The 24126-nt window shown below is 68.1% G+C and carries 21 protein-coding genes; 7 read left to right on the top strand and 14 right to left on the bottom strand.

All coding sequences use genetic code 11. The annotated features are described in order from the left end of the window. Window positions 1-16 precede the first annotated feature (16 nt). The 4 genes from AC1DEM_RS06470 to AC1DEM_RS06455 form a co-directional block, all read right to left on the bottom strand. Window positions 17-433 carry a VanZ family protein gene (locus tag AC1DEM_RS06470; RefSeq protein WP_476883693.1) on the bottom strand — a complete coding sequence of 139 codons (417 nt, stop codon included), beginning with the start codon at window positions 431-433 and terminating at the stop codon, window positions 17-19. A gap of 107 nt (window positions 434-540) precedes the next feature. Continuing rightward, window positions 541-762 carry an SCO4848 family membrane protein gene (locus tag AC1DEM_RS06465; RefSeq protein WP_277526174.1) on the bottom strand — a complete coding sequence of 74 codons (222 nt, stop codon included), beginning with the start codon at window positions 760-762 and terminating at the stop codon, window positions 541-543. 4 nt (window positions 763-766) lie between these two features. Continuing rightward, window positions 767-1264: a DUF2505 domain-containing protein gene (locus AC1DEM_RS06460; RefSeq protein ID WP_120953656.1), complete on the bottom strand. Its 498-nt coding sequence runs from the start codon at window positions 1262-1264 to the stop codon at window positions 767-769. Between the two features lie 47 nt (window positions 1265-1311). Next, a complete protein-coding gene (locus AC1DEM_RS06455) occupies window positions 1312-2877 on the bottom strand; it encodes an SDR family oxidoreductase (RefSeq protein ID WP_476883692.1) in 1566 nt (521 codons plus the stop codon). A 222-nt stretch (window positions 2878-3099) separates the two neighbouring features. Here AC1DEM_RS06455 and mfd point away from each other — a divergent pair, with 222 nt between their 5' ends. Both mfd and AC1DEM_RS06445 read left to right on the top strand, forming a co-directional pair. Next, entirely contained in the window at window positions 3100-6777 is a 3678-nt protein-coding gene (mfd, locus tag AC1DEM_RS06450) for a transcription-repair coupling factor (RefSeq protein ID WP_476883691.1), read from the top strand. Between the two features lie 4 nt (window positions 6778-6781). Then, window positions 6782-7612, top strand: a complete 831-nt coding sequence (locus tag AC1DEM_RS06445) for a metal-dependent hydrolase (RefSeq protein WP_476883690.1) — start codon at window positions 6782-6784, stop codon at window positions 7610-7612. A gap of 85 nt (window positions 7613-7697) precedes the next feature. On the opposite strand, the gene AC1DEM_RS06440 is transcribed toward AC1DEM_RS06445, so the two are convergent. The 6 genes from AC1DEM_RS06440 to nirB form a co-directional block, all read right to left on the bottom strand. Then, window positions 7698-7922: a hypothetical protein gene (locus AC1DEM_RS06440; protein WP_476883689.1), complete on the bottom strand. Its 225-nt coding sequence runs from the start codon at window positions 7920-7922 to the stop codon at window positions 7698-7700. Between the two features lie 55 nt (window positions 7923-7977). Then, complete coding sequence (deoC, locus tag AC1DEM_RS06435; RefSeq protein ID WP_476883688.1) at window positions 7978-8676, bottom strand: deoxyribose-phosphate aldolase; 699 nt, start codon at window positions 8674-8676, stop codon at window positions 7978-7980. Window positions 8677-8835: 159 nt separating this feature from the next. Further along, window positions 8836-9780 (bottom strand): FAD-dependent oxidoreductase, encoded by a 945-nt coding sequence (locus AC1DEM_RS06430; RefSeq protein ID WP_476883687.1) that lies wholly within the window; start codon window positions 9778-9780, stop codon window positions 8836-8838. Between the two features lie 219 nt (window positions 9781-9999). After that, window positions 10000-11211, bottom strand: coding sequence for a uroporphyrinogen-III synthase (locus tag AC1DEM_RS06425; RefSeq protein WP_476883686.1), 1212 nt, complete (start codon window positions 11209-11211; stop codon window positions 10000-10002). An 8-nt stretch (window positions 11212-11219) separates the two neighbouring features. Then, window positions 11220-12254 carry a uroporphyrinogen-III C-methyltransferase gene (gene cobA / locus AC1DEM_RS06420; RefSeq protein ID WP_476883685.1) on the bottom strand — a complete coding sequence of 345 codons (1035 nt, stop codon included), beginning with the start codon at window positions 12252-12254 and terminating at the stop codon, window positions 11220-11222. Between the two features lie 2 nt (window positions 12255-12256). After that, window positions 12257-14953, bottom strand: a complete 2697-nt coding sequence (gene nirB / locus AC1DEM_RS06415) for a nitrite reductase large subunit NirB (protein ID WP_476883684.1) — start codon at window positions 14951-14953, stop codon at window positions 12257-12259. A gap of 256 nt (window positions 14954-15209) precedes the next feature. Between nirB and nirD the strand changes: the two genes are divergently transcribed. Continuing rightward, window positions 15210-15590 carry a nitrite reductase small subunit NirD gene (nirD, locus tag AC1DEM_RS06410; protein ID WP_476883683.1) on the top strand — a complete coding sequence of 127 codons (381 nt, stop codon included), beginning with the start codon at window positions 15210-15212 and terminating at the stop codon, window positions 15588-15590. On the opposite strand, the gene AC1DEM_RS06405 is transcribed toward nirD, so the two are convergent. After that, entirely contained in the window at window positions 15587-17326 is a 1740-nt protein-coding gene (locus AC1DEM_RS06405) for a phospho-sugar mutase (protein WP_476883682.1), read from the bottom strand. The genes nirD and AC1DEM_RS06405 overlap by 4 nt on opposite strands. Window positions 17327-17454: 128 nt before the next feature. Here AC1DEM_RS06405 and AC1DEM_RS06400 point away from each other — a divergent pair, with 128 nt between their 5' ends. After that, the gene (locus AC1DEM_RS06400) at window positions 17455-17934 is read left to right on the top strand and encodes an RrF2 family transcriptional regulator (RefSeq protein WP_476883681.1); all 480 of its coding nucleotides are present in this window, start codon (window positions 17455-17457) and stop codon (window positions 17932-17934) included. Between the two features lie 87 nt (window positions 17935-18021). On the opposite strand, the gene AC1DEM_RS06395 is transcribed toward AC1DEM_RS06400, so the two are convergent. Continuing rightward, window positions 18022-18840 carry a purine-nucleoside phosphorylase gene (locus AC1DEM_RS06395; RefSeq protein ID WP_476883680.1) on the bottom strand — a complete coding sequence of 273 codons (819 nt, stop codon included), beginning with the start codon at window positions 18838-18840 and terminating at the stop codon, window positions 18022-18024. Window positions 18841-18948: 108 nt separating this feature from the next. On the opposite strand from AC1DEM_RS06395, the gene AC1DEM_RS06390 reads away from it, so the two are divergent. After that, window positions 18949-20364: an NAD(P)H-quinone dehydrogenase gene (locus AC1DEM_RS06390; protein WP_476883679.1), complete on the top strand. Its 1416-nt coding sequence runs from the start codon at window positions 18949-18951 to the stop codon at window positions 20362-20364. Between the two features lie 36 nt (window positions 20365-20400). Further along, window positions 20401-21093, top strand: coding sequence for a hypothetical protein (locus tag AC1DEM_RS06385; RefSeq protein ID WP_476883678.1), 693 nt, complete (start codon window positions 20401-20403; stop codon window positions 21091-21093). Between the two features lie 13 nt (window positions 21094-21106). Here AC1DEM_RS06385 and AC1DEM_RS06380 read toward each other — a convergent pair whose 3' ends face one another. Beyond that, the gene (locus tag AC1DEM_RS06380; RefSeq protein ID WP_476883677.1) at window positions 21107-22564 is read right to left on the bottom strand and encodes a benzaldehyde dehydrogenase; all 1458 of its coding nucleotides are present in this window, start codon (window positions 22562-22564) and stop codon (window positions 21107-21109) included. A 216-nt stretch (window positions 22565-22780) separates the two neighbouring features. Here AC1DEM_RS06380 and AC1DEM_RS06375 point away from each other — a divergent pair, with 216 nt between their 5' ends. Beyond that, window positions 22781-23326: a flavodoxin domain-containing protein gene (locus AC1DEM_RS06375; protein ID WP_476883676.1), complete on the top strand. Its 546-nt coding sequence runs from the start codon at window positions 22781-22783 to the stop codon at window positions 23324-23326. Between the two features lie 62 nt (window positions 23327-23388). On the opposite strand, the gene AC1DEM_RS06370 is transcribed toward AC1DEM_RS06375, so the two are convergent. After that, on the bottom strand, window positions 23389-24081 hold the full coding sequence (locus tag AC1DEM_RS06370; protein ID WP_476883675.1) for a hypothetical protein: 693 nt from the start codon (window positions 24079-24081) through the stop codon (window positions 23389-23391). Window positions 24082-24126: the final 45 nt, after the last annotated feature.

Genomic DNA, 24126 nt, shown 5'->3' with positions numbered 1-24126 from the left:
GCGGTGCGCCCGGGGATCACACACTCCCGCGGCGTGCCATGAACAGCAACGCCGAGAGGGCCCCCACCAGGGCGCCGGCGGTGTTCGCGGCGACGTCAACGACGGAGGCAAAGCGCGCCGGGAGGAAGACAAGCTGGGCCAGCTCAATCAGGACGGACAGCAGGAAACCGACGGCAACCCCGCCCCACCAGAGCCGCGGGCCGAGGATCCGGGCGACCAGGGCGCCGAGCGGCAGGAACAGGATGACGTTTGAGGCCATCTCCACGGCCGAGTAGTTGAACCATGGAGGGACGCCCCAGTGGTGCAGTTGCCGCAGCGAGCGCGTCAGGAAAACAGATGCGCCCCGGTCCACGGGAACGGGCCAGAGGGCGATGAGGCCGAGGCCCAGCAGATAGGTGCCCAGTGCCCACATGGCCGCACGACGGGGTAGCAAGTGGCGTCCCCTTTCAGCGGTCCACTTTTTGCTGATTCTAGCGCCAGCACCTGACCGGGGCTGAAATTCCGGCACACCGGCGGCTGCTGCCGCCGGTGTGCCGGATCCTAGCTAACCAGCCCGGCAATGCCGATCGCGGCCGTCGCGGCCCCCAGCAGCATGGAGATGCTGACGAGGACCACGTGAACGGTCAGGAATCGCGTGGCTTTGCCGTCGGCGTCGCGGGCGCGCGGGTCCTTCATGACGCGGCGCAGGAACTGCGGCCAGACCACCAGGGACCAGACGCCGGCAATGATCAGGACGACGGCGAGGAACGCTGGCAACTCCACGACGCTAGTGGCTCTCGAGCCAGGCCTGGGCCTGCTGGGACTGCAGGTTCAGGGCCTTGCCGACCATCGGCTCGGCGGCGTCGGCGATCTTGCCGCCAAGGAACGGCACCGAGGAGGTGACGTTGCCCTCGAGCTCGATCCGGGTGCTGCCGCCGTCGGACACGAGGCGCTGGACAGCGTTCACGTCCAGCGGTGCGCCGGAGACCTTGAGGGAGATCTTGCTCTGCCGGGAGCCGTCGGCGGCGGGAGCCTCCCAGGCTTCGAGCTGGGTCACCTTCAGGCTTTCGCCGACAAATTTCCGGGCGATATCGGGCATCCGTGTGGTGGGGATGGTCCGCACGGTGGTGGTGCTAAAGGCGCCGGCGGGATCTCCGTCGAGGGCAAAGGATTCCAGGGTGCCGCCAACGAGCTCGCTCGTGTGGCGCAGGAAGTCTTCATTGACGAAAACCGCGGTAACGCGGTCGACGCTGTGCGGAACGGTGGTGGATGCACTCAGGGCCATAGGGGGTCCTCCGGGATGTGGAAGTGGACGTTTCGGGCTCCAACATCCTACGGCGTGTGCACGGCAGGCTCCGATTCGAGATTTTCCAGATCCCTGGCGGCCGCGGTGATATTCCGTGACATGGCGGGAAATATGACGCTGTGGAACGGCAGGACGGCCAGCCAGTAAAGGCGGCCGCTGAGGCCCTTGGGGAAGAAGATGGCGCGCTGGTGGTACCGGCTGCCCGTCCCCTCCGGCTCCACGGAAAGTTCCAGCCAGGCCCGGCCAGGAGCCCGCATTTCGGCCCGCAGCCGCAGCAGTCGGCCGCGGTCGATCTGCTCGACCCTCCACCAGTCCACCACTTCGCCCTCCGCGAGCAGATGCGGGTGCCGGCGGCCGCGCAGCAGCCCTGCCCCGCCGGTCAGCTTGTCCAGCCAGCCGCGCACCTGCCAGGCCAGCGGCAGGGAGTACCAGCCGTTCCGGCCGCCGATTCCCTCGATGATGGTCCACACGTGCTTCGGGTCCACGTCGCTGGGGAAGCTGCGCTCGTCCACGAACACTCTGTGGCCGGACCAGTCCGGGTCGCTCGGCAGCGGATCGGCGTCCACCCCGGCGCTTGCCCACGTGGTTTCCACCTGGCCGTCGCGTTCCTTTCCCAGGGCGAGGGCCACGGCACGCCGGTAGGAGGTCAGGCCGCCCTCGGGCACACGGATGTAGTCATCGACGTCGTGCTCCCGGGAAACGGCGTCGTGCTGCAGCGATTCCACGAGCGGCAGGGACATGGAGAGCGGGATCGGCGTTACAAGGGCCACCCACAGGCCCGCCAGCTTGGGGGCCGGCACCGGCAGGGCCAGGACCCAGCGGCGGGGGAGTCCGGCCTCCGCGGCGTATTCCTGCATCATTCCGGCGTAGCTGAGCACCTGGCGGCAGCCGATATCAAACGTCCGGTTGATGTCACCTTCCAGCGAGGCCGCCGCCACGAGGTAGTACAGGACGTCGCGGACGGCGATCGCCTCGATCTTGTTGCGCACCCAGCTTGGGGCCGGCATGAGCGGTAGCGTCTCGGACAGGTGCCTGATCATTTCGAACGACGCCGAGCCTGAGCCGATGACGACGCCCGCCTGGAACACCACTGCGTCCACCGGGCTGTCCAGGAAGACTTTCCCCACCGCCTCGCGGGAGCGCATGTGCGTGGAAAGTTCGGCCCCGGCCGGGTGCAGGCCGCCGAGGTAAACAATCCGGTCCACTCCGGCTGCGGCCGCGGCGTGGGCAGCCGTCGCGGCCATCGCCTTTTCCTTGTCCTCGAATCCGGCTCCGGCCGCCATGGAATGGACGAGGTAGTACAGGACGTCGACGCCGTCGAGCGCCTCCCGCAGGGCCTCGCCGTCGTCGAGGCTGCTGTGGACCACCTCGACGTCGTCCACCCAGGGCACGCCGGCGATCTTGGCCGGGGTCCGGACCACCACTTTGACCCGGTGCCCGGCTTCCAGGAGCCGGGGGACCAGCCGCCCGCCGATGTAGCCGGTGGCCCCGGTGACCAGCACGGTTTTCCGGGAGGCGGCCTGCGCGGAAGCTGCCTGCGGGGATGGAGCAGGCGTCGGAGTGGGTTCAGGGGTAGCGGTCGTGCCGTTCATGGTGACTCCTTGTCGGCCAGCAGTTGGCGGGTGGCCTACGAAGCTATTCGGTGCCCCGGCCACTTCGGATGGGCCCCCGCTCCTCCTGCCAGCCTAGCCCCGCCGGTCCAGACCCGTCGGCCTGGCCGTGGCCTCCGCGGTAGGCTTGGAGGACCCGGGATTCTCACGAATTTCGGCTATTCGTGTTGCCTGCACCCCGTGATCACATCAGGAGCAACAGCTATGAGCCTCAACGGCCCCTCTCTCACCGGTCTGCGCCGTGTCCTCGCCGAAGACCGGAATTACGCGCGGGTCCAGGCCGAGGCCGCCCGCGGGTTCGCCGCCCGCAGCGAGGACTACCAGATCAGCGCCCCGGCCGGAATGCGGTCCGCGCTGCTCGCCGAAATGGCGGACGGACTCACGACGCAGGCGGCGAACGAAACCGGCGCTGCCGGAAACGGCGCCGTCCGTCCGGTGCCCGTGGTCCTGGCCGTCACCGCGACTGGCCGTGAGGCCGAGGACCTGACCGAGGCCCTGCGCGCCTTCCTGCCGGCCGACGCCGTGGCCGAGTTCCCAAGCTGGGAGACCCTGCCGCATGAGCGCCTCTCCCCGCGCTCGGACACCGTGGGCCGGCGGCTTTCCGTGCTGCGGCGGCTCGCACACCCCGAGTCGTCCACCGCCGGTGCGCTGCGCGTCGTGGTGGCCCCCGTGCGCGCCGTCGTCCAGCCAATCGTCGCCGGTCTGGGCGAACTGGTGCCTGTGACGCTGAAGCTCGGCCAGGAGGCCCCCTTCAGCAGCGTCGTCAAGAGCCTCGCCGACGCCGCCTACGCCCGGGTGGACATGGTGACGCGCCGCGGCGAGTTCGCCGTCCGCGGCGGCATGCTGGATGTCTTCCCGCCCACGGAGGACCACCCTATCCGGGTCGAGTTCTTCGGCGACGAGGTGGACCAGATGCGCTGGTTCGCCGTCGCCGACCAGCGCTCGCTGACCGGGCCCGGCCTGCACCACCCCACCGAACTCCACGCCCCGCCGTGCCGCGAAATCCTGATCACACCCTCCGTCATGTCCCGCGCAGCCACCCTGAAGTCCCAGCTCCCGGCCGCCGCGGACATGCTGGAGAAGATCGCCGGCGGCATCGCCGTCGAGGGCATGGAATCGCTGGCCCCCGTCCTGGTGGACGCCATGGTGCCGTTCCTGGACCAGCTTCCGGCCGGTTCCATCTCGGTGGTGATCGAGCCGGAGAAGGTCCGCACCCGTGCCCACGACCTCGCCGCCACCAACGAGGAATTCCTTGAGGCCGCCTGGTCCACGGCGTCCGACGGCGGCACGGCGCCGCTGGATTTGAGCTCCGCGGCGTCCGAGGCTTTGCATTCGGCCAGCTTTCGTTCGCTGACGGAAACCCGCACTGCCGCCCTGGAGCACGGCGTTTCCTGGTGGTCCATCACGTCGTTGGCCAGCGACGAAGAGCTGCTGCCCGACGTCGACGTGCTGAACCTGCATGCCCGGGAACCCCGCGGCTACCAGGGCGACGTGGCGGAGATGATGGACTTCATCGGCTCCCGCGTCCGGGACCAGTGGCGGATCGTCGTGGTCACCGAGGGCCCCGGCCCGGCGCAGCGTCTCGCCGAACTCTTCCACGACAACGACATTCCCTGCGCACGGGTGGACACCCTCGAGGCGGATCCGCAGGCCGGGCTGATCGAGGTGACCACCGCCGCCGTCGGCCGCGGATTTGTCCTGGATCCGCTCAAGCTGGCGCTGCTCACCGAGGCGGACCTCTTGGGCCGCACCTCCGCGGGTTCCACCAAGGACATGCGCCGGATGCCGTCCAAGCGGCGGAACGCCGTGGACCCGCTGCAGCTGGTGGCCGGGGATTCCGTGGTGCACGAACAGCACGGCATCGGTCGGTTCGTGGAGCTGATCCAGCGCCGGGTGGCCGGGGGCGGCGACGGGGTGCGCGAATACCTGGTGCTGGAATATGCCCCGTCCAAGCGCGGAGCCCCGGGGGACCGGCTCTTTGTGCCCACCGACCAGCTGGACCAGGTCACCCGGTACGTAGGCGGGGACACCCCGGCGCTGAGCAAGATGGGCGGCGCGGACTGGGCGAGCACCAAGTCCAGGGCCCGCAGGGCGGTCAAGGAGATCGCCGGCGAGCTGATCCGGCTGTACTCGGCCCGGATGGCCTCCCGCGGCTACGCCTTCGGCCCGGACACCCCGTGGCAGCGGGAACTGGAGGAGGCCTTCCCGTATGTGGAGACCCCGGACCAGCTGACCACCATCAACGAGGTCAAGGCCGACATGGAGCGCGAGATCCCGATGGACCGGCTCATCTCCGGTGACGTCGGCTACGGCAAGACCGAGATCGCGGTCCGGGCCGCGTTCAAGGCCGTCCAGGACGGCAAGCAGGTGGCCGTGCTGGTGCCCACGACGCTGCTCGCCCAGCAGCACTACGAGACCTTCACCGAACGGTTTTCCGGTTTCCCGCTGGTGGTCAAGCCGCTGTCCCGCTTCCAAAGCGGCAAAGAGGCCAAGGAAACCGCCGACGGCGTCAAGAGCGGCTCCGTGGACGTGGTGATCGGCACGCACCGGCTGCTGTCAAAGGACTTCGGCTTCAAGGACCTCGGCCTGGTGATCGTGGACGAGGAGCAGCGCTTCGGCGTCGAACACAAGGAGGCGCTGAAGAAGATGCGCACCAACGTGGACGTCCTGGCCATGAGCGCCACCCCGATTCCGCGGACCCTGGAAATGTCCCTGACCGGCATCCGCGAGACCTCCACGCTGGCCACCCCGCCGGAGGAACGGCACCCCGTGCTGACCTACGTGGGCCCGTACACGGAGAAGCAGACCTCGGCCGCGATCCGCCGCGAGCTGATGCGCGAAGGCCAGGTGTTCTTCGTCCACAACCGGGTGTCCACGATCGACCGCACCGCGGCGAAGATCCGCGAACTGGTCCCGGAGGCTCGGGTGGAGGTGGCGCACGGGCAGATGTCCGAGAGCCGGCTGGAACAGATCATCGTGGACTTCTGGGAAAAGCGCTTCGATGTCCTGGTCTGCACCACCATCATCGAGACCGGCTTGGACATCTCCAACGCCAACACCCTGATCGTGGACGGCGCGGACAAGTACGGACTGTCCCAGCTGCACCAGCTGCGCGGACGGGTGGGCCGCGGCCGGGAACGCGCCTACGCCTACTTCCTCTACCCCTCGGAAAAGCCGCTCGGCGAGGTGGCGCTGGAACGGCTCAAGGCTGTCGCGACGCACAACGAGCTCGGCGCCGGCATGCAGCTGGCCATGAAGGACCTGGAGATCCGCGGGGCCGGCAACCTGCTGGGCGGCGAGCAGTCCGGCCACATCCAGGGCGTCGGCTTTGACCTCTACATCCGGCTGGTCGGCGAGGCCGTGGCCGAGTACCGGGGCGAGGCCGAGGAGAAGGCCGCCGAGATGAAGATTGAACTGCCGGTCAACGCGCACCTGCCGCACGACTACGTGCCGGGCGAACGGCTGCGCCTGGAGGCCTACCGCAAACTGGCCAGCGCCATCACCTACGAGGCGATCGATGAGGTCCTCGCGGAGCTCGTGGACCGCTATGGCGAGCTGCCGCTGCCCGCCACAAACCTGATTGACGTTGCCCGGTTCCGGGTGGGCGCCCGCGAGGCCGGACTGTCCGACGTCGCGCTGCAGGGCAACTTCATCAAGTTCTCCCCGGCGCAACTGCCGGAGTCCAAGCTCATGCGACTGACCCGGATGTACCCCGGCGCGCAGGCGAAGCCGGCCCTGGACGCCGTGCTCGTCCCCAAGCCCAAGACCGCCAGGATCGGCGGCCGGGACCTGCAGGACGCCGAGATCCTCGAGTGGGCCAACGGCGTCATCCGCAACATATTCTCGGACTCGGCTGTCTCGGCCACACAGGCGGTGAAATAAGCGAATGATGGGAGGACATCACGCCGCGTCGGGAGCCGCGGCGTGGGTGGCTATTGCCTCAACCGGCCCGTACGCGCTCGGCTGGTACCCGCTGGATCCCACGGGAATCGTGATCGGCGCCATGGCGACGGCGGGGACCGCGCTGGTCTGCGACTGGGACCACCGCGCCAGCACCGTGGCGCATGCGCTGCCGCCGGTGTCCAACCTGGTGGCGCGCGGGATCGAGAACGTCAGCGGGGGCCACCGGCAGGGCACGCATTCGGTGCTGGGCGCGGCGTTCTTCGTGCTGCTGGCCACGATCGCCGGGCAGTGGCAGGTGCAGACCCAGTGGGGGCTGCTGTCCGTCGGAGCCGGCCTGGTGTGCATGTTCATGATCAACATCGCGGTGAAGGCACTGAAACTCTTTCCGAAGTACGGCTGGATCAGCAACTGGATCTTCGGGCTGCTCATGGCAGGAGTGGTGACGTGGTTTGCGCCGCACCAGTGGACCTGGCTGCCGGTCTCGATGCTCACCGGGGTGCTGGTGCACATTGTGGGGGACATGATCACCACCGGGGGAGTGCCGCTGCTCTGGCCACTGGTGATCAAGCCGCCGAAGGTCCTGCGGAAACTGCCGCTGCTTAAGAACATCTGGAGAGCCAACGGGGCGTTCTCCATCCCGCTGTTGGGCAGGGCGGGCTCACGGCGGGAATGGTTCGTCCTCATCCCGGTGAGCGGCTACGCGATGGTGGGGATGTTCGGCGCCGGCCTGGCCGTGGCCAAAGCGCACTTCCCGGCAGCCCTGGCGCTGGGCACGGGGCTGGTCAAGGGCCTGTTTGCGCTGGTGCCCGGCTAGGCCGCACTCATTTAGATGTGAGGGTTTCTTAAATGACTGAAGCTCCGGAATATCCGGAGCTCAGTCATTCAAGAAAGCGAGAGGCCTAGTTTTCGCCGGCCGAATCCGAACGGCCCAGCAGGGTCTGCGGGATCCAGAACGAGAGGGCGAAGAGGACCAGGCAGACAGCCATCGGCCAGACGTTTTCCAGCGTCAGGAAGGCCAGCGAGTAGATTGCACCGAGGAACAGGACCATCATCGGCACGAACAAGGCGATGCTGGATCCGAGGCTGTTCTCGACTCGCCGGGACGGGGTGGTGTTGCTGGACATTCGTTCCTCCTCGGCCCCGGGGGGCTCTCAAAACTGTGGGCACTGCCGGCGTGGCTCAGTACGCGGACGAACCCTGTTCACCCTTGACGATCGCAATGCCGGAGCTGGCGCCAATACGTGTTGCACCTGCAGCAATCATAGCGTGAGCGTCGGCCAGGGACCGCACGCCGCCGGAGGCCTTGACGCCAAGGTCCGGACCGACGGTGCGGCGCATGAGCGCGACGTCCTCGGCGGTGGCACCGCCGCCGTTGAAGCCCGTGGAGGTCTTCACGAAGTCCGCCCCCGCTTCAACCGCAGCCTCGCAGGCGAGCACCTTCTGGTCATCGCTTAGCAGGGCCGTTTCGATGATGACCTTCAAGATGGCCTCGCCTTCGTGCACGGCGTCGGCGACGGCGGCGATGTCATCCACCAGCGCGCCCTTGTCATTGGCGCGGGCCGCGGCGATGTTGATGACCATGTCCACCTCTTCGGCACCGTCCAGGACCGCGCCGCGGGCCTCGAAGGCCTTGACGTCGCTCGGCGTGGCGCCCAGCGGGAACCCGACCACGGAGCACGTCAGGACGCCGGAGCCCTTGAGCGCCTTCTTGACGGTCTTGACCCATACGGGGTTCACGCAGACCGACTTGAAGTGGTATTCGGACGCCTCGGCGCACACTTTGAGGATCTCCGCCTCGCTGGCCTCCGGCTTGAGCAGCGTGTGGTCGATGTAGGAGGCGATGTTGGGCGTGCCCGCGGTGGCGGCGTCGTGGCTCATGGTGGTCCCTTTCGTGGCGGGCCTGGGACGCGGCGGTCCCTTCCCGGGCCTTGTGGGCCTGCGGGCCCTGGCGGCGCCGCATGGTGCGCGGCTTATCAGGGAACCATCTTGCCATAGGAACATGCCGTGTGGATGCCCAGCCGGGCCGCCCCCGCACGCTCAGGCCGCGACCGCCAGGGGCCGGGCCATCGTGGCTTGAAGCAGCTGGGAAGCACACACCGACGCGGCCGAACCGGAGGCCACGAGCAGTCCCAGCCGGACGCCGTCGTAGGCTGCGGCGTCACCGATCGCCCAGATGCCCGGCACGGAGGTGCGGAAGTCCTGGCCGATGACAATCCCGCCCCGCGGCGCGGTGGTCAGCCCGGCCGTGGCGGCCAGTTCGTCGCGGGCGATGCGCTCCTCGGCCAGGATCACGAGGTCCCCGTTCATGCTGGACCCGTCCTCGAAGACGATGCCGGACGCCGGCAGGACGGACCCGGCGATGGTGGGTACGACGGCGGCGGGGCGGACGGTGGTGCGGACGGGGCGGACGCCGCGGGCACGGAGCACTGCCTCGGCCTGGCCGGCGGCGGAGCCCGTGCCGACCAGGATGCCCAGCGGACGCCGGCCCAGGACCCGGGTGACGTCCTTGACGGCCTCGCCCAGCCGGGCGGCGTCGTCGATCGTGGAATAGCTCAGGCACCGCGCGGCCCCTTCCACCGGTGCCTCGGCGGGGGCCGAACCGGTGGCGATGACGAGCTCGTCGTAGTCGAATTCCATGCCGTCGGCGGTGGTCACGCGGCGGTTTTCCGCGTCGATGTAGCTGGCCGGCTGGCCAAAACGGACGGACACCTGGGGCAGGACGGCGAGTTCCAGCAATTCCTCCGGGGCGTCGTCCCGGTTGCTGAGGACCGTGATGGCGCCGGCAAACGGGGTCCGGGTGAGCTGCCGGACGAGGGCCTGGGCGGCCGTACCGGCGCCGGCGATGACGATCCTGGGCCGGGCGGCCGTTGTGACTGTCGTCGGAGAGGCGGTGCCGGGAGCGGCTTCCGCCGAGGGGGACGTGCCGGAGGTGGGAGACAATGCCGGAGCGGACATGTTCAGGCCCTTTCGCTGGGTGGCCATCGTGTGGCCGGTGTGCTTGATGAACCCCAGCGTAGGCGTCCGATTTTTCCGGGGTGTTTCCCGGGTGTTGCCGCGTTTGCCCTGCCTGTTCGCCAGTATTTACCGGCTGGTAATGTCGTGCGTCACACCTCCGCGGCGGCCGGCCACATCAAAGCAACGCGGGGTCACTTAGCGCCCATCAGGGGCTGTGGGATGGGCGCTAAGTGACCCCGCGTTGAGTTACACCCGGATCCGGTAGCCGCGCTTCACCACGGTTTCCACCAGGCGGGTGTCCGGCAGCGCGGACCGCAGCCGGCTGACGGTCATGTCCAGGGCATGCACGGAGCCGCGCAGTTCCAGGAGGTCCGAGAGCGCTTCGCGGGACAGCACGGCCCCGCCGGCGCCGATGAGCGCGCGCAGCAGCAGTAGGGGTGCCGGTGCCATGTCGACCGCCTCGCCGTTGATCCGCAGCGAGCGGCCGCGCAGCTCAATGCTGCCGGAAGCGGTATCGAGCCGGCGGACGTGGTTGAGCGCCAGGTGCTCGCAGACCAGCCGGATCAGGGCGCCCATCCGGAAGCGTTCCGGGATCAGTGGGTGCAGCCCGGCGTCCAGCAGCGGCTGAGCGGTGATGGGCCCGACGACGGCGGTCGCCACAGTAGTCTTCAGGCTCTCCACAAGCTGTTTGTAGACGCCCATCTCGTGCGCCGTGCTCCACATGGCGTCCACGGCGGGGGCGCTCGTGAAGGTCAGGACATCCAGGTTGCCGCTGCACGCGGCTTCGATGAGCTTGGGCAGCCGGTCGGCGCCGTCGGGCTTCACCCAGCGGTACGGGGTGACGGTCAGGACGGTGGCGCCGGACATGCGCAGGCGCTCAAGCTGGCGGACATCGGTGTAGCCGTGTAGCTGCACCGCGACTGTCTTGCCCCGCACACCCTCGGCAAGGAGCATGTCCACGAGCGTGGCCGTGGTCTCGTCGCTGCTGATGCCGACGTCGGCAAGCCCGGCCGCACGCACGGCGCCGCGTGCTTTGGGCCCGCGGACGAACATCCGGGTGGCGGACAGGGTCTCGAGCAGCTGGTCGCCGATGCCGAACGTGTCCGCGGCCTCGCACCAGCGGCGCATGCCGTAGGCGGTGGTGGCGATGCAAAGATCGGGCCGGGCGGCGATGATCGCCCGGGTGTCCTCGATCAGGCTCTCGTCCTCCCGGACCGGGGCGATCTTCAGGGCCGGGGCGTGAAGCACCTCAGCACCGCGGCGCTCGAGGGCCTCGATGAGGTCCTGCGAGCGGCGGTGCGAGGTGACACCGATCCGGAAGCCGTCCAAGGGAAGGTCCCGTTCGGTCGCGTCCTCCGCAATGTCCGGCGCGGGTGCTCCGGACGGTGCGGGGATCAACGGAGTTAAGGGTGCGCCGGGTTCCGGGAAGGTTGCGGCGGCGGCATTCAATACGCTCATGGGAATCCTTACGCCTCCATCAGTGATGCGGCCAGTCGGTCGAGCTCTGCGGTGGCTTCGGCACAGCCCCGGTTGGCCTCGGCCACCCGGACAACCTCCCCGATCACCAGGACAGCGGGGTTGCTGCAGCCGGCGGCCGCGGAGGTGATGGTGCCCAGCTCGGCGATCGTGGTGCGCTGGCCGGGGCGGTAGCCGCGTTCGACGACGGCCATCGGCATATCGGCCCGCATCCCGGCCCGGCGGAGCCCGGCCGCGAGGTGGTGCAGGGTGCCGATGCCCATCAGGACCACAGTAGTTCCGCCGAGCCCGGAAAGGTGCGTCAATTCGTTCTCGGTCAGCGGCGCATGGCCGGAAACAACAGTGAACATGTGGCTGACTTCGCGGTGCGTGACCGGGATGCCGGCGGCGGCCGGAACCGAGATGGCGCTGGTCACGCCGGAGATGACGCGGACCGGAACACCGGCCGCGACGCAGGACGCGACTTCCTCGCCGCCGCGGCCGAACACATAGGGGTCCCCGCCCTTGAGGCGGACCACGTTGTTGCCGGCCAGCGCGCTTTCCACCATAAGCTTTTCGATGTCGGCCTGGCTGACCTTGTGGTGGCCGGGCTTCTTGCCCACATCCACCAGCTCGGCCGAGGTCAGGGACGGCAGGTCCTGGTACGGGGCGAGCCGGTCGTAGAAGACGACGTCGGCATCCCGCAGCGCCGCCACGGCGGCGACGGTGAGCAGCTCGGCCGTGCCGGGGCCGCCGCCGACCAGCGTGACGTGTCCCACAGGGCCGGCCGCTGGCTCGGCCGCCACCGGAATGCCGGCGGCATGGCACCGGCCCAGCAGGGCCCCCCAACCGGGCTGGCCGTCGTCAACGGCCGCCACCAGGAACGGGCGCTCGGGCAGCGGGCCGTCAATGCGTTCGCCCTGAGGGGAGCTGAGGCGGAACACGATGGCGCCGGCCGCCTCGTAGCGCCGCACGGCCTGCCGCGCGGCGTGGTCCCCGCCGGTGACCAGGACTTCGCGTCCGGTGAGGTCAATGGTGAGCTGCATGGCTATACCTCGTTCTCGTCAGGCTGTCCCGGGGTGGTGGCACGGACCGGGATGGAAGCGCCGATCAGGACTGGCTGCTGGCCGGCCAGTGCCTTTTCTTCTGCCGTGGCGGGGCGCATCTGGCCACGCTCGTCGGAGACGAAGGTGATGGAATCGTCCTTCTGGTCCGGGGCGTTGACGAAGGAGCGGAAGCGGCGGAGGCGCTCTGGATCCTTCAGGGTGTCGGCCCATTCGTCGACGTAGGTGTCAACATGTTTGGCCATGGCCGCCTCAAGGTCCTCGGCGATGCCCAGGGTGTCGTGCACCACCACGTCCTCGACGTGCTTGATGCCGCCGTCGAGCTCTTCCTGCCAGCGCGCGGTGCGCTGCAGACGGTCGGCGGTGCGGATGTAGTACATAAAGTAGCGGTCGATGTACCTGATCAGGGTTTCGTCGTCGAGATCCTTTGCCAGCAGCTGGGCGTGCGCCGGGGTGGCCCCGCCGTTGCCGCCGACGTACAGGTTCCAGCCGTCCGCGGTGGCGATGACGCCGACGTCCTTGCCCCGGGCCTCCGCACATTCGCGGGCGCAGCCGGAGACACCCATCTTCAGCTTGTGCGGGCTGCGCAGGCCGCGGTAGCGCAGCTCAAGCGCGATGGCCATGGCCACCGAGTCCTGGACCCCGAAGCGGCACCACGTGGAGCCGACGCAGGACTTCACCGTGCGCAGGCTCTTGCCGTAGGCCTGGCCGGATTCGAAGCCGGCATCCACCAGCAGCTTCCAGATTTCCGGGAGCTGCTCCAGCCGAGCGCCGAACATGTCGATCCGCTGGCCGCCGGTGATCTTGGTGTATAGGCCGTACTGTTCGGCGACCGCGGCGATCACGCCGAGCTTCTTCGGGGTGATCTCGCCGCCGGCGATCCGCGGAACCACCGAGTAGGTGCCGTCCTTCTGCATGTTGGCCAGGGCGCGGTCGTTGGTGTCCTGCAGCGTGCCGCGGCCGGCGTCCAGGACGTAGGCGCTGTTCTGGCTGGCCAGGATGTTGGCGATGGTCGGCTTGCAGATATCGCAGCCGGCCCCTGTGCCGTACTTGGCCATGATCTCCTCGAAGGAAGTCAGTTCCAGGACCCGGATGGCGTCGAAGAGTTCCTGGCGGGAGAGCTCGATGTGTTCGCAGAGTGCCCTGGAGACCTCGACGCCGGACTTGGTCAGCTCGGTCTCTAGCAGCTTCTTGAGCATCGGCACGCAGGAGCCACAGCTGGTTCCGGCGCGGGTGCAGCCCTTCAGCTCGCCGAGTTCCTGGACCGGCGCGTTGCCGTCGCAGGCGCCGCAGCCGTTGACCGCGTCGCGGATGGTTCCCGCGGAGACGTTGTTGCAGGAACACAGGATGGCGTCGTCCGGCAGTTCGGTCTCCGGGGCGTCGCCGCCGCCGGCCGCGGTGAGGTATGCGCCGGGCTCGGCGGCCAGTTCGCGGCCCAGCATGGGGCGCAGGGACGTGTAGGGCGAGGCGTCGCCAACGAAGATCCCGCCGAGTAGGGTCTTGGCGTCGTCCGTGGTGACGATCTTTTGGTAGACGCCGCGGGCGGGGTCGGCATAGACGATTTCGAGCGCGTGTTCCGTGCGGGCGAAGGCGTCGCCGAAGCTGGCGACGTCGACGCCGGAGAGCTTGAGCTTGGTGGCCGTGTCGAAGCCGGGGAAGGTTGCGCTCCCGCCGTGCAGCCGGTCCGCGACGATTTCGGCCATTGTGTTGGCCGGGGCAACGAGGCCCAGGCACATGCCGCCGAAGTTGGCGACCTCCCCGATTGCCCAGATGCCGGGAACCTCTGTGGAGCAGTCGTCGGAGATGACGACGCCGCCGCGCGGGCCCAGCTGGAACTGCTGCACTCCCTTTTGCCCGTCCGGGCCCTCTGCGGCCCGGAACAGCTCATCGCGGGGCCGCACGCCGATCGCAACGATCACGATGTCGGCGTCGATGATCCGGCCGTCGGCCATAAGGACGCCCGTGACCTGGCCGTCGTCGTCGGAGAGGACCTCGGAGGGGAACACCCCGCCGTGGACGGTGAAGCCCTTGGCCTCGATGAGCCGGCCGAGCGACTGTCCGGCACCTTCGTCCAGTTGGGTGTTCATGAGCCACGGCGAGCCGTTAATGACGATCGGGGTGGCGCCGAGCTGTTCGGTGCCGGCCGCTGATTCCAGGCCCAGCAGACCGCCGCCGATGGTGACCGCGTTGACCTTGCGGCCAAGCTTCCCGGTGAGGTCTGCGATCGCCTTGTTGATGGCCCAGACGTCGTCAAGGGTGCGGTACACGTGGGTGAGTTCGGAGCCCGGGATGGGCAGGCGGGCCGCGTCCGAGCCCGTCGCGACCACGAGCTCGTCATACGGATAGACGGTTCCAGCCGCGGTCTTCACCGTCTTGTCGGCGGCGTCGATGCTGATGACGCGCTCGCCGGTCTTCAGATTCAGGGCCGTGTGGTCCCACATGGAAGCGCTGCCCAGGGTGAGGTCGACGTCGCTGTCGGTGAGTGCCTTGCTCAGCGCTACGCGGTCGTACGGGAGGTGGGCTTCCTCGGTGAGGACTGTAACGTGCCAGCCATCGAGTCCTCGGGCGTGCATCGCATCTGCGAAACGGTGCGCTGCGGGGCCGCCGCCGGCCACCACAATACGGCGCGGGGCGGCGCTGGCTGCGCCCTGGTTCGGGTGGCTTGAGGGGTGTCCGGTCACGGTGGGCCTTTCGCATGGGCCGCAGACGGTGCTCTACAGCTTGTCGTCCCAGACTAGGCAAAGGGAATTTCGCTTCAGTTTCCCTTATGTTTCGTGATCTTAACTTCTGCATCACGAAAGCATTTCCGGCCGCGTGAGCTCTCTTTTACGCGCCGGACACATCCGTCGCGTCCGGATGAAACACCGCGGGCCTAGCTTGAACATGTGGCCGCAGCAGCGGTTGTGCCCGTAAGGGATGTATCAGAGAGGGGCCGGGATGACCGCCGTACTTGAAACCGCAACACTCGAGTTTGAGGATCAGGCTTTTGGATCTGCAGCCGGCTGGCACCGGGTGTGCGCCGTGACGGCCCTGGAACCCGCGTGGGGCGAGGCGGCACTGATTGCGGGCCGCCAGGTTGCCCTGTTCCGCACCGTGTCCGGTGAGGTTTTCGCAGTGGCGCAGGAAGACCCGGCCACCGGTGCGAACGTCATGGCACGCGGCATCACCGGATCCCGCGGGGACCGCCCCACGGTGGCTTCGCCGTTGCACAAGGAGGTCTACGACCTCGCTACGGGGGAGTGCCTCGGCAACCCGGAACTCCGGCTCGCCACCTTCGGTACCCGGATTGTGGGCGGGTACATTGAGGTAGGGCTCTAGAGGCCCAGCGCCTCGCGGACGTCCGCCAGGACGCTGTCCAGCGCGGCGCGGGCCTCGTCCCGGGCTGCCGGAAGTTCGGCGGCCGAACCGACGCTGCGGATGACCTCCAGGTAGCACTTGAGCTTCGGTTCCGTGCCGCTGGGACGGATGATGACGCGGCTGAGGTCCCTCGTCAGGTACAGCAGGCCCTCAGTGGGCGGGAGTTCCTCGGTGCCCACGGCCAGGTCCGTGACGGCCTCGACGCCGGAGCCGCCGAACGATTCCGGCGGGCTGACCCGCAGCCGGTTCATCATCGCGGCCAGCAGGCCGAGGTCCGCCACCCGGATGCTGAGCTGGTCGCTCGCGTGCAACCCGTGCACCAGGTAGAGCTCGTCCAGGGTGTCGAAGATGGTTTTGCCATCGGCCTTAGCAGCCGCCGCGAGTTCGGCGATCAACACCGCCGCGGAGATGCCGTCCTTGTCGCGCACCAGCGACGGGGCGACGCAATAGCCCAGCGCCTCCTCGTAGCCGTAGACCAGCCCCGGCACGCGGGCAATCCACTTGAAACCGGTTAGGGTTTCCTCGTGGGCGTAACCCGCGGCGGCCGCGATCCGCGCCAGCAAGCGGGAAGACACAATCGAGTTGGCGAACACGCCGCCCGCAGGCTCGCCGCCGGCCGCCTGACGCGCCACGATGTGGGCACCGAGCAGGGCGCCCACCTCATCGCCGCGCAGCATGCGCCACGCGCCGGTGGCCGGGTCCTTCGCCGCCACGGCTGCCCGGTCGGCGTCGGGATCGTTGGCGATCACGATGTCGGCGCCCTCGCGCGTCGCCGCCTCGAGCGCCAGATCCAGCGCGCCGGGCTCTTCCGGGTTGGGGAAGTTCACCGTGGGGAAGTCAGGATCCGGCTGCGCCTGTTCCGCGACGAGCGTGACGTCGGCGAAGCCGGCGGCGTTCAGCACAGCCACAGCCGTTTCCCCGCCCACGCCGTGCATGGGGGTCAGGACGATCTTCAGCCGGCGGGCCGGGAAGTGCTGCGGAACCGCCAGGGCCGCGACGGCGTCCTGGTATTCGGTGGCGATCGAGGGCTCCAGCACCGTCCACCCGTCGGTGGCCAGTTCGATCGAGTCCAGGGCGCCGACGGCAGCGATCTTCGCCGCTATCAGGGCATCGTAGGGTTCCACGATCTGGGCGCCGCGGCCGCTTTCCTCAACCGCGTGACGGCCGAGGTACACCTTGTACCCGTTGTCCTGCGGCGGGTTGTGGCTGGCTGTGACCATGACGCCGCCGTCGCAGTCCAGCGCCCGCACCGCGTACGCGAGCAGCGGGGTGGGCAGCGCCGACGGCATCAAAAAGGTTTCAACACCGGCAGCGGTAAGGATCGCGGCGGTTTCTTCGGCGAAAATATCGGAGTTGTAGCGGGCGTCGTAACCGACGACGGCGCGCGGCCGGGTGCCGGGGGAGGCCTGCTGGACGGCGTTCGTGAGGAACGCCGTGAAGCCGGCGGCGGCGCGGCGGACCACCAGGCGGTTCATCCGGTTCGGTCCCGGGCCGAGGGCCGCCCGCAGTCCGGCGGTGCCGAACTGGAGGGTGCCGCTGAAGCTGTCGGCCAACTCCTGGCGGGCCGCGGCGACGCCGCCATCGGTGAGGCGGATCAGCTCAGCCAGGGTGGCGGCGGTGGCGGGGTCCGGGTCCTGGGTGGCCCAGTCGCGGGCATCGCTCAGGAGTCGGGCGAGGTCGGCATCAGAAGACGTCATAGGAACCAAACTATCGCCAATCGCGGGCGATACCTGCCCGGAGAATCGAGAGTTAGGGTTTCAGTTCCATCTCAAAGCTTCCAGCGGGACCTTGACACCCAAATTTCCGGACACGTAGCGTCTGGAATATGAAGATGGGCCGTGGCGTGGAATGGGCCGTGCACAGTTGCGTCAACATGGCATGGACACCGCCCGGCGAACCAGTGAATAGCGCCCGGCTGGCCGAGTTCTACAAACTCCCGGCCGCCTACCTTAACAAGCAGTTTCAGTCGCTGGTCCGGGCCGGTGTGCTGGAATCCGTCTCCGGGCCCCGCGGCGGATTTCTCTTGGCGCGCAGGCCGGAAAGCATCACGGTGCTGGACATCGTGCTGGCGCTGGAGGGCCAGGAGGCCGCCTTCCGGTGTGAGGCGATCCTCGGGAATGTCCCCGAGCCGGACCGGCAGGAGAATTTTGCGCGGACGTGCCTCATTTCCCAGACGATGCGCCAGGCCGAACTCGCGTGGCGGCAGGCGCTGGCGCGCCAGAGCATCGCCGGGATCGCAGACTCGATCGAGCGGCGGTTCCCGTCCGACAAGGAAAAGATCCTGGACTACTTGGCTGTGGAATGATCGCAGCGGGGTAGTCCAGGAACTGTGGCAGGGCTTAAAAGAGGCCCCGGCCAGGGCATAGATCAGGGCCTAGCTAAGGGCCCCGGTTCAGAGTTTGGCGATGATCTCCGCGAGCAGCTTGGAAATCCGCGGGCCGGCGGCCTGGCCAGCTTCAAGGACCTCGCCGTGGCTGAGCGGCACGGGGCTGATCCCGGCGGCGAGGTTGGTCACCAGCGAGATGCCGAAGGCCTCCATGCCGGCGTGACGCCCGGCAATGGCCTCCAGGGCCGTGGACATGCCCACCAGATCGGCGCCGATCCGCTTGGCGTACTGCACCTCGGCGGGGGTCTCGTAGTGCGGGCCGGTGAACTGGGCGTAGACGCCCTCGTCCAGGGACGGGTCCACCTCACGGGCCAGGCTGCGGATCCGGGAGGAGTACAGGTCCGTCAGGTCCACAAACGTTGCCCCTTCCAGCGGAGAGGTGGCGGTGAGGTTGATGTGGTCGCTGATGAGCACCGGCGTACCGGGCGTCCAGTTCTCGTTGAGCCCGCCGCAGCCGTTGGTCAGCACGAGGGTCTTGCAGCCGGCGGCCGCGGCGGTGCGCACGCCGTGAACCACGGAGCGGACGCCCTTGCCCTCGTAGTAGTGCGTGCGTGCGCCCAGGACGAGGGCCCGCTTTCCCTCTTTGGTCAGCACCGAGCGGATGGTGCCCACGTGCCCCACCACGGACGGTGCGGAGAAGCCGGGGATTTCCGAGGCGGAGAGGGTGGCGGTGGTCTCGCCGATGAGCTCGGCGGCGTCGCCCCAGCCCGAGCCGAGGACCAGCGCGACGTCATGGGAATCGACGCCCGTCTCTTCGGCGATGTAGGCGGCGGCGTCGCGGGCGGCGTCGAAAGGGTCCGTGTTGAGGAATTCTGTATAACTCACTGGTACAAGTTATCGCGGCTCGGCCCTGCTGCCCAGCATGCCCGGCCGGTTCTGCGCGCGGCACGGATTCTTGGTGGCTCAGGTTCGGATGGTGGACAATGGTTGATTGTGACTACGCACCCTGACTTCAGTTCACCCCGCATCGCAATTCTCGGCGGAGGGCCCGGCGGCTACGAAGCCGCCATGGTCGCCGCCTCGCTGGGGGCCCAGGTCACCATCATCGAGCGTGCGGGACTCGGCGGCTCCGCGGTGCTGACCGACGTCGTGCCCTCCAAAACCCTGATCGCGACGGCAGACCTGATGACCCGCATGGGTGAGGCGGGCGAGCTGGGCGTCAAGTTCGACGTCGACGGCGGCGACTTTGCCCCGGCGATGCGCGCGGACCTCAAGCACATCAACGACCGTCTGCTCCGCCTGGCGCGGAAGCAGTCGGAGGACATCCAGGCCGGGCTGGAACACCAGAACGTCCGCATCGTGATCGGCTCCGGCAAGCTGCTGGACAACCACACCATCGAGGTCCTGACCGCCGACGGCACCGAGACGGTGGAAGCCGACACCATCCTGCTGGCGGTCGGCGCCCACCCGCGCGAGCTGCCCACCGCGCGTCCGGACGGTGAGCGCATCCTGAACTGGGCCCAGATCTACAACATGGACGAACTCCCCGAAGAGCTCATCGTGGTGGGTTCCGGTGTCACGGGGGCAGAATTCGCCTCGGCCTACAACGGCCTGGGCTCCAAAGTCACCCTGATTTCCAGCCGCGACCGCGTGCTGCCGGGCTCGGACACCGACGCCGCCGAGGTCCTCGAGGGTGTCTTCGAACGCCGCGGACTCAAGGTCCTCTCCCGTGCCCGCGCCGAGACCGTGGAGCGCACGGAGGACGGTGTCGTGGTCACCCTCGGCGACGGTTCCAAGGTGACCGGCAGCCACTGCCTCGTCTGCGTCGGTTCCATCCCGAACACCGCCGGCATCGGCCTGGAGGAAGCCGGCGTCGCGCTCACCGAGAGCGGCCACATCAAGGTCGACGGCGTCTCGCGCACCACGGCGCCGAACATTTACGCCGCGGGCGACTGCACCGGCGTCCTGGCCCTGGCCTCGGTGGCCGCGATGCAGGGCCGGATCGCCGTGGCCCACTTCCTGGGCGACGCCGTCATGCCGATCAAGCTGCACCAGGTGGCATCCAACATCTTCACCTCGCCCGAGATCGCCTCCGTGGGCGTGTCCGAGGCCGAGATCGACTCCGGCAAGTACCAGGGCGACATCATCAAGCTGTCCCTGCGCAGCAACGCCCGCGCCAAGATGCGGAACCACCGCGACGGCTTCATCAAGATCTTCGCCCGCAAGGGCTCCGGCACCGTCATTGGCGGGGTGGTGGTGGGCCCGAACGCCTCCGAGCTCATCTTCGCGATCTCGATCGCCGTGACGCAGAAACTGCATGTCGACGACATTGCCAGCACTTTCACCGTGTACCCGTCGCTGAGCGGCTCCATCTCCGAAGCAGCCCGGCGGCTCCACGTCCATATGTGACACGAGGTCATATGTGACCAAACGGAGGCCGTAGCCATGCAGAGTCCCCGCACTGTTGTTGACTCCGTGGACCAGCACCCCGTGCTGCCCTCCGGCCCGGCGGAATGCTTTGCCGGCTACGGCGTGATGGGCGTTCCGTTCAGCTCCGGCTACATCCTTGCCCTGCGGCATTTTCCGGCCTCCTCGGTCGGCCCGGGGTACAACTCTGTCTGGATCCGTGACCCTGCCGGGGTCTGGACGATGCACAGCACCGTTGGGCCCGGGTCCTCCTGCCCCCGCTACTTCGGCAGCGCCCTCGGAGTGGCGTCGACGGGCGGGGTCTCGATCCGATGGCGCGACGACTACTCCTTCAGCGTGGAGGTCGCTGACGGGGTGGACCTGAGCTGGGACCTGACGCTGGCGGCGACCCCGGTCACCCGGCTCATGTCCGCGGTGTCCGGCGCCGTTCCGGAGCGGCTGTGGCGGAGCCGGACGTTCCTGCGCGTCATGGGGGCCATCGCCGGGCCGGTGCTGGGGGCGGGGCACCTCGGATTGACGGGCAAAGTGCCCAACGGCCAAAGCTTTGGGGCGCGCCCGCGGCGGATGTGGTTTGTCCGCGAAAGCACGGCTCACCTCAAAGGGCACAGCCTGGGACACACCGCGGCCCTTCCTGTCCAAGACAGGCTCGGCGACTTCTGGATCCCGCAGCGCGGCATCTTCATGATCGGCTCGTCCGTATTCGACCCCTAGGAGTGTTCGAGCCCTAGAACGGGTATGGTGCGATGTCCGGCCGCATGGTCAGCCACTGAATTTCCGTGAAGGATTCCATGTTGGCGTGATGGCCGCCGATCCGCGAGCCGTTGCCCGAGTTCTTGACCCCGCCAAAGGGCGAATTGGCCTCGTCGGACACGGTCTGTTCGTTGATGTGGACCTTGCCGGAGTCGAGCCGGTCGGCGATCGTCATGGCCATGCCGACGTCGCCCAGAATCCCGATCGAGAGCCCGTATTCGTTGTCGTTGGCCAGAGCCACAGCCTCGTCCACGGTGGAGAACTTCATCACCGGGGCTACGGGACCGAAGATTTCGTCCTTCCACGCCGGGCTGGCGAGGTCGAGGTCGGCGAGCACAGTGGGCCGGTAGAAGCGGCCGTCATGGCTGCCGCCTGCTGCGAGCCGCGCTCCACCCTGGACCGCGTCCTGGACGATCGTATCCACCCGGTGGAGCTGCTTCTCGTCGATCACCGGGCCGAGTGCCACCGTTCCGCTCTTGGGGTCGCCCACCGGCAAATGCCGAGCCTTTTCCGCCAGGGCACTGACGTACTCCTCATAGATGTCCGCGTGCACGATATGCCGGCCGGATGCCATGCAGATTTGCCCCTGGTGCATGAAGGAGCCAAACGCGGCGGCGGAAACAGCCTTGGGGAGGTCAACGCCGGGCAGCACGATCATGGCGTTATTCCCGCCGAGTTCCAGGTGGGCACGCTTGAGCAGCCTGCCGGCCGCCTCGCCCACTTTGCGGCCCGCCGCCGTCGACCCCGTGAAGGCAACGACGCGGACCTCGGGCGCCTCGACGACGGCGGCGCCGATATCGGCGCCGCCGGGCAGGAGCGACAGGAGGCCGGGGGGAAGGCCAGCCTCCTCGAAGACCCGAACCAGGGTGACGCCGCCACAGACCGCCGTGCGCGGGTCGGGCTTTAGCAGCACGGCGTTGCCGAGTGCCAGCGCCGGGGCGACGGCGCGGATGGAGAGGATGAGCGGAAAGTTGAAGGGCGCGATCACCGAGACGACGCCGACGGGGCGGCGCCGGGCAAAGGACCAGCGGTTCTCGTTCGAGGTCAGCACATCGCCGGCCGGGAGGGAAGGCAGGGCCGAGGCGTCGTAGCATTCGTTGGCGGCGATATGGGTTTCCAGCCCTGCCTTGGGCGGAATACCACCGGATTCCCTGACGATCCAGTCCTGAATTTCCGCAGCATGCTCCTCCCAGAGCTGTCCCGCGCGGCGCAACACGGCGGCGCGGTCCTCCGGATTACGGGCGGCCCATTCCTTCTGCGCTTTCGCGGCCACGGCGGCGGCCTCGCGGACGTCCTCCACGGAGGCAACGCCATAGTGGCCCAACGACTCGCCCGTTGCAGGTTCGACGGCGTCGCCGGTCCCGCCGCTGCCGGGCCGCCAGCCGTTGACGTAGATCTTGCCCTCCCAGTGGGCGGAGTCGAGCAGGGTCATGTGGTGTCCTTTCGTCGTGGATGCCTGTGTACCGGCCGGTCGCACAAGAACCGGACCGGGCCTGGGTCAATCTCATGTCGGCGGGCCGCCGTCGTCAAGAGCACGGTCGTCAAGAGCACGGTCGTCATGAGCACGGCCTTGAGGAGGGAAGTGCCGCAATGGCCCAGGGACCTTCGGCCGTACCCCGCCACTGCCGGCCGCGAACATCATGGGTTCATGGCCAACGTCTATATCCCCTATGGCACCGTTGAAGGACAGACAGCGCAGATTGCTGACTACATGGCCGAGCTGATCCGGGCGCACGGGCACCAGGCAGAGACGGCGGACCTCAAACATGCCGGCGACACCCTCCCGGCCGGCTACGACGGCGTCATCGTGGCCGCTTCCGTTCATATGGGCAAACACGAGGGGCATGTCACGGACTTTGTGAAGAAGAACCGCGGCGAGCTCGAGCGTTTGCCTTCCGCACTGGTGTCCGTCAGCACGGCCGCCCACGGAGACCAGGAACACGCCGAGGGTTACGTGGAGAAATTCGAGGAGACCACGGGGTGGCGGCCCGCCCACGTCGGATTGTTCGCCGGCGCGTTGCTGTACACCCATTACGGCTTCATCAAGAGGCACCTGATGAAGAAGATCGCCAAGGACAAAGGCTCCCCGGATACGGACACCAGCCGTGACTATGTCTACACCGAGTGGGATGGCGTCCAGCGCTTCACGGAAGACTATCTGGCGTGGATGGCCAAGCCGGGCAGTCAGAAGTAGGGCCGAGCGTCAGGGGCAGGCTCAGGTGCGGAATTCAGACGTGCAGGATTCAGAAATAGGGCTCAGGAGTAGGCATACGGCGGAACCGTGTCGCCGGGGGCGAAGGGCTTGAACCACTCTTCGAAGCCCAGACTTGCGGCGTCGTCCTCGAGAACATCGAGGTTCTCGGAGTACAGCGCTTCGCTGTCGGCATCCTCCAACAGAACTTCCTCGACGTCGGCCCGCCAGTCCTCCGGAAGGTCCAGTTCGTAGATTTCCTCGGTGATTTCCGCCTGATCGAGCAGGCAACGGACGGCAAGCTCCGCTGCAAGGCATCCGGGGGCGGTCCAGCCCCGGACCAGGGACGCTGTGACGTCTGCCGCGACCACAACGAACTTCTGGGTGAATTTCGCGTCGTAGCTGGCCGCGAACTGCGGCGGCAGCGAGGACAGGACCGAGGTCCCGGCGATGTCGGCCGGCGTGATACCGTCCAGCGTGCTGAGCGTTCCGAGGTCGCGGAACAACTGGTCGATCAGGATGCTGGAGGAGTTCCACAGGAGTCCGGCCAGCAGGCGTGTCTGGCGCACGGCTATGTGACGGTCGACCGGAGAGACGGCGGCCATCTCGGCCAGGTCCTCGGGATCAAACTGGAGCCGCTGCTCCGCCGTCATGTCGTCCGGGTGCGGATCGAGCCCCAGCAGTTCCAGGCTCAGCCCGGTGAGTTTCCCGGCGTCGGCCAGCAGTTCTTCGGTGATGTCGTCGTCGTCGGCGTCCATGCCCCCGATGCTACCCGCCGTTTGTTTCCGGCCCGATTCGCGTTA

Source organism: Arthrobacter sp. 05T420 (assembly GCF_056396305.1).
This window is presented reverse-complemented; position numbering and strand designations above follow the sequence as displayed.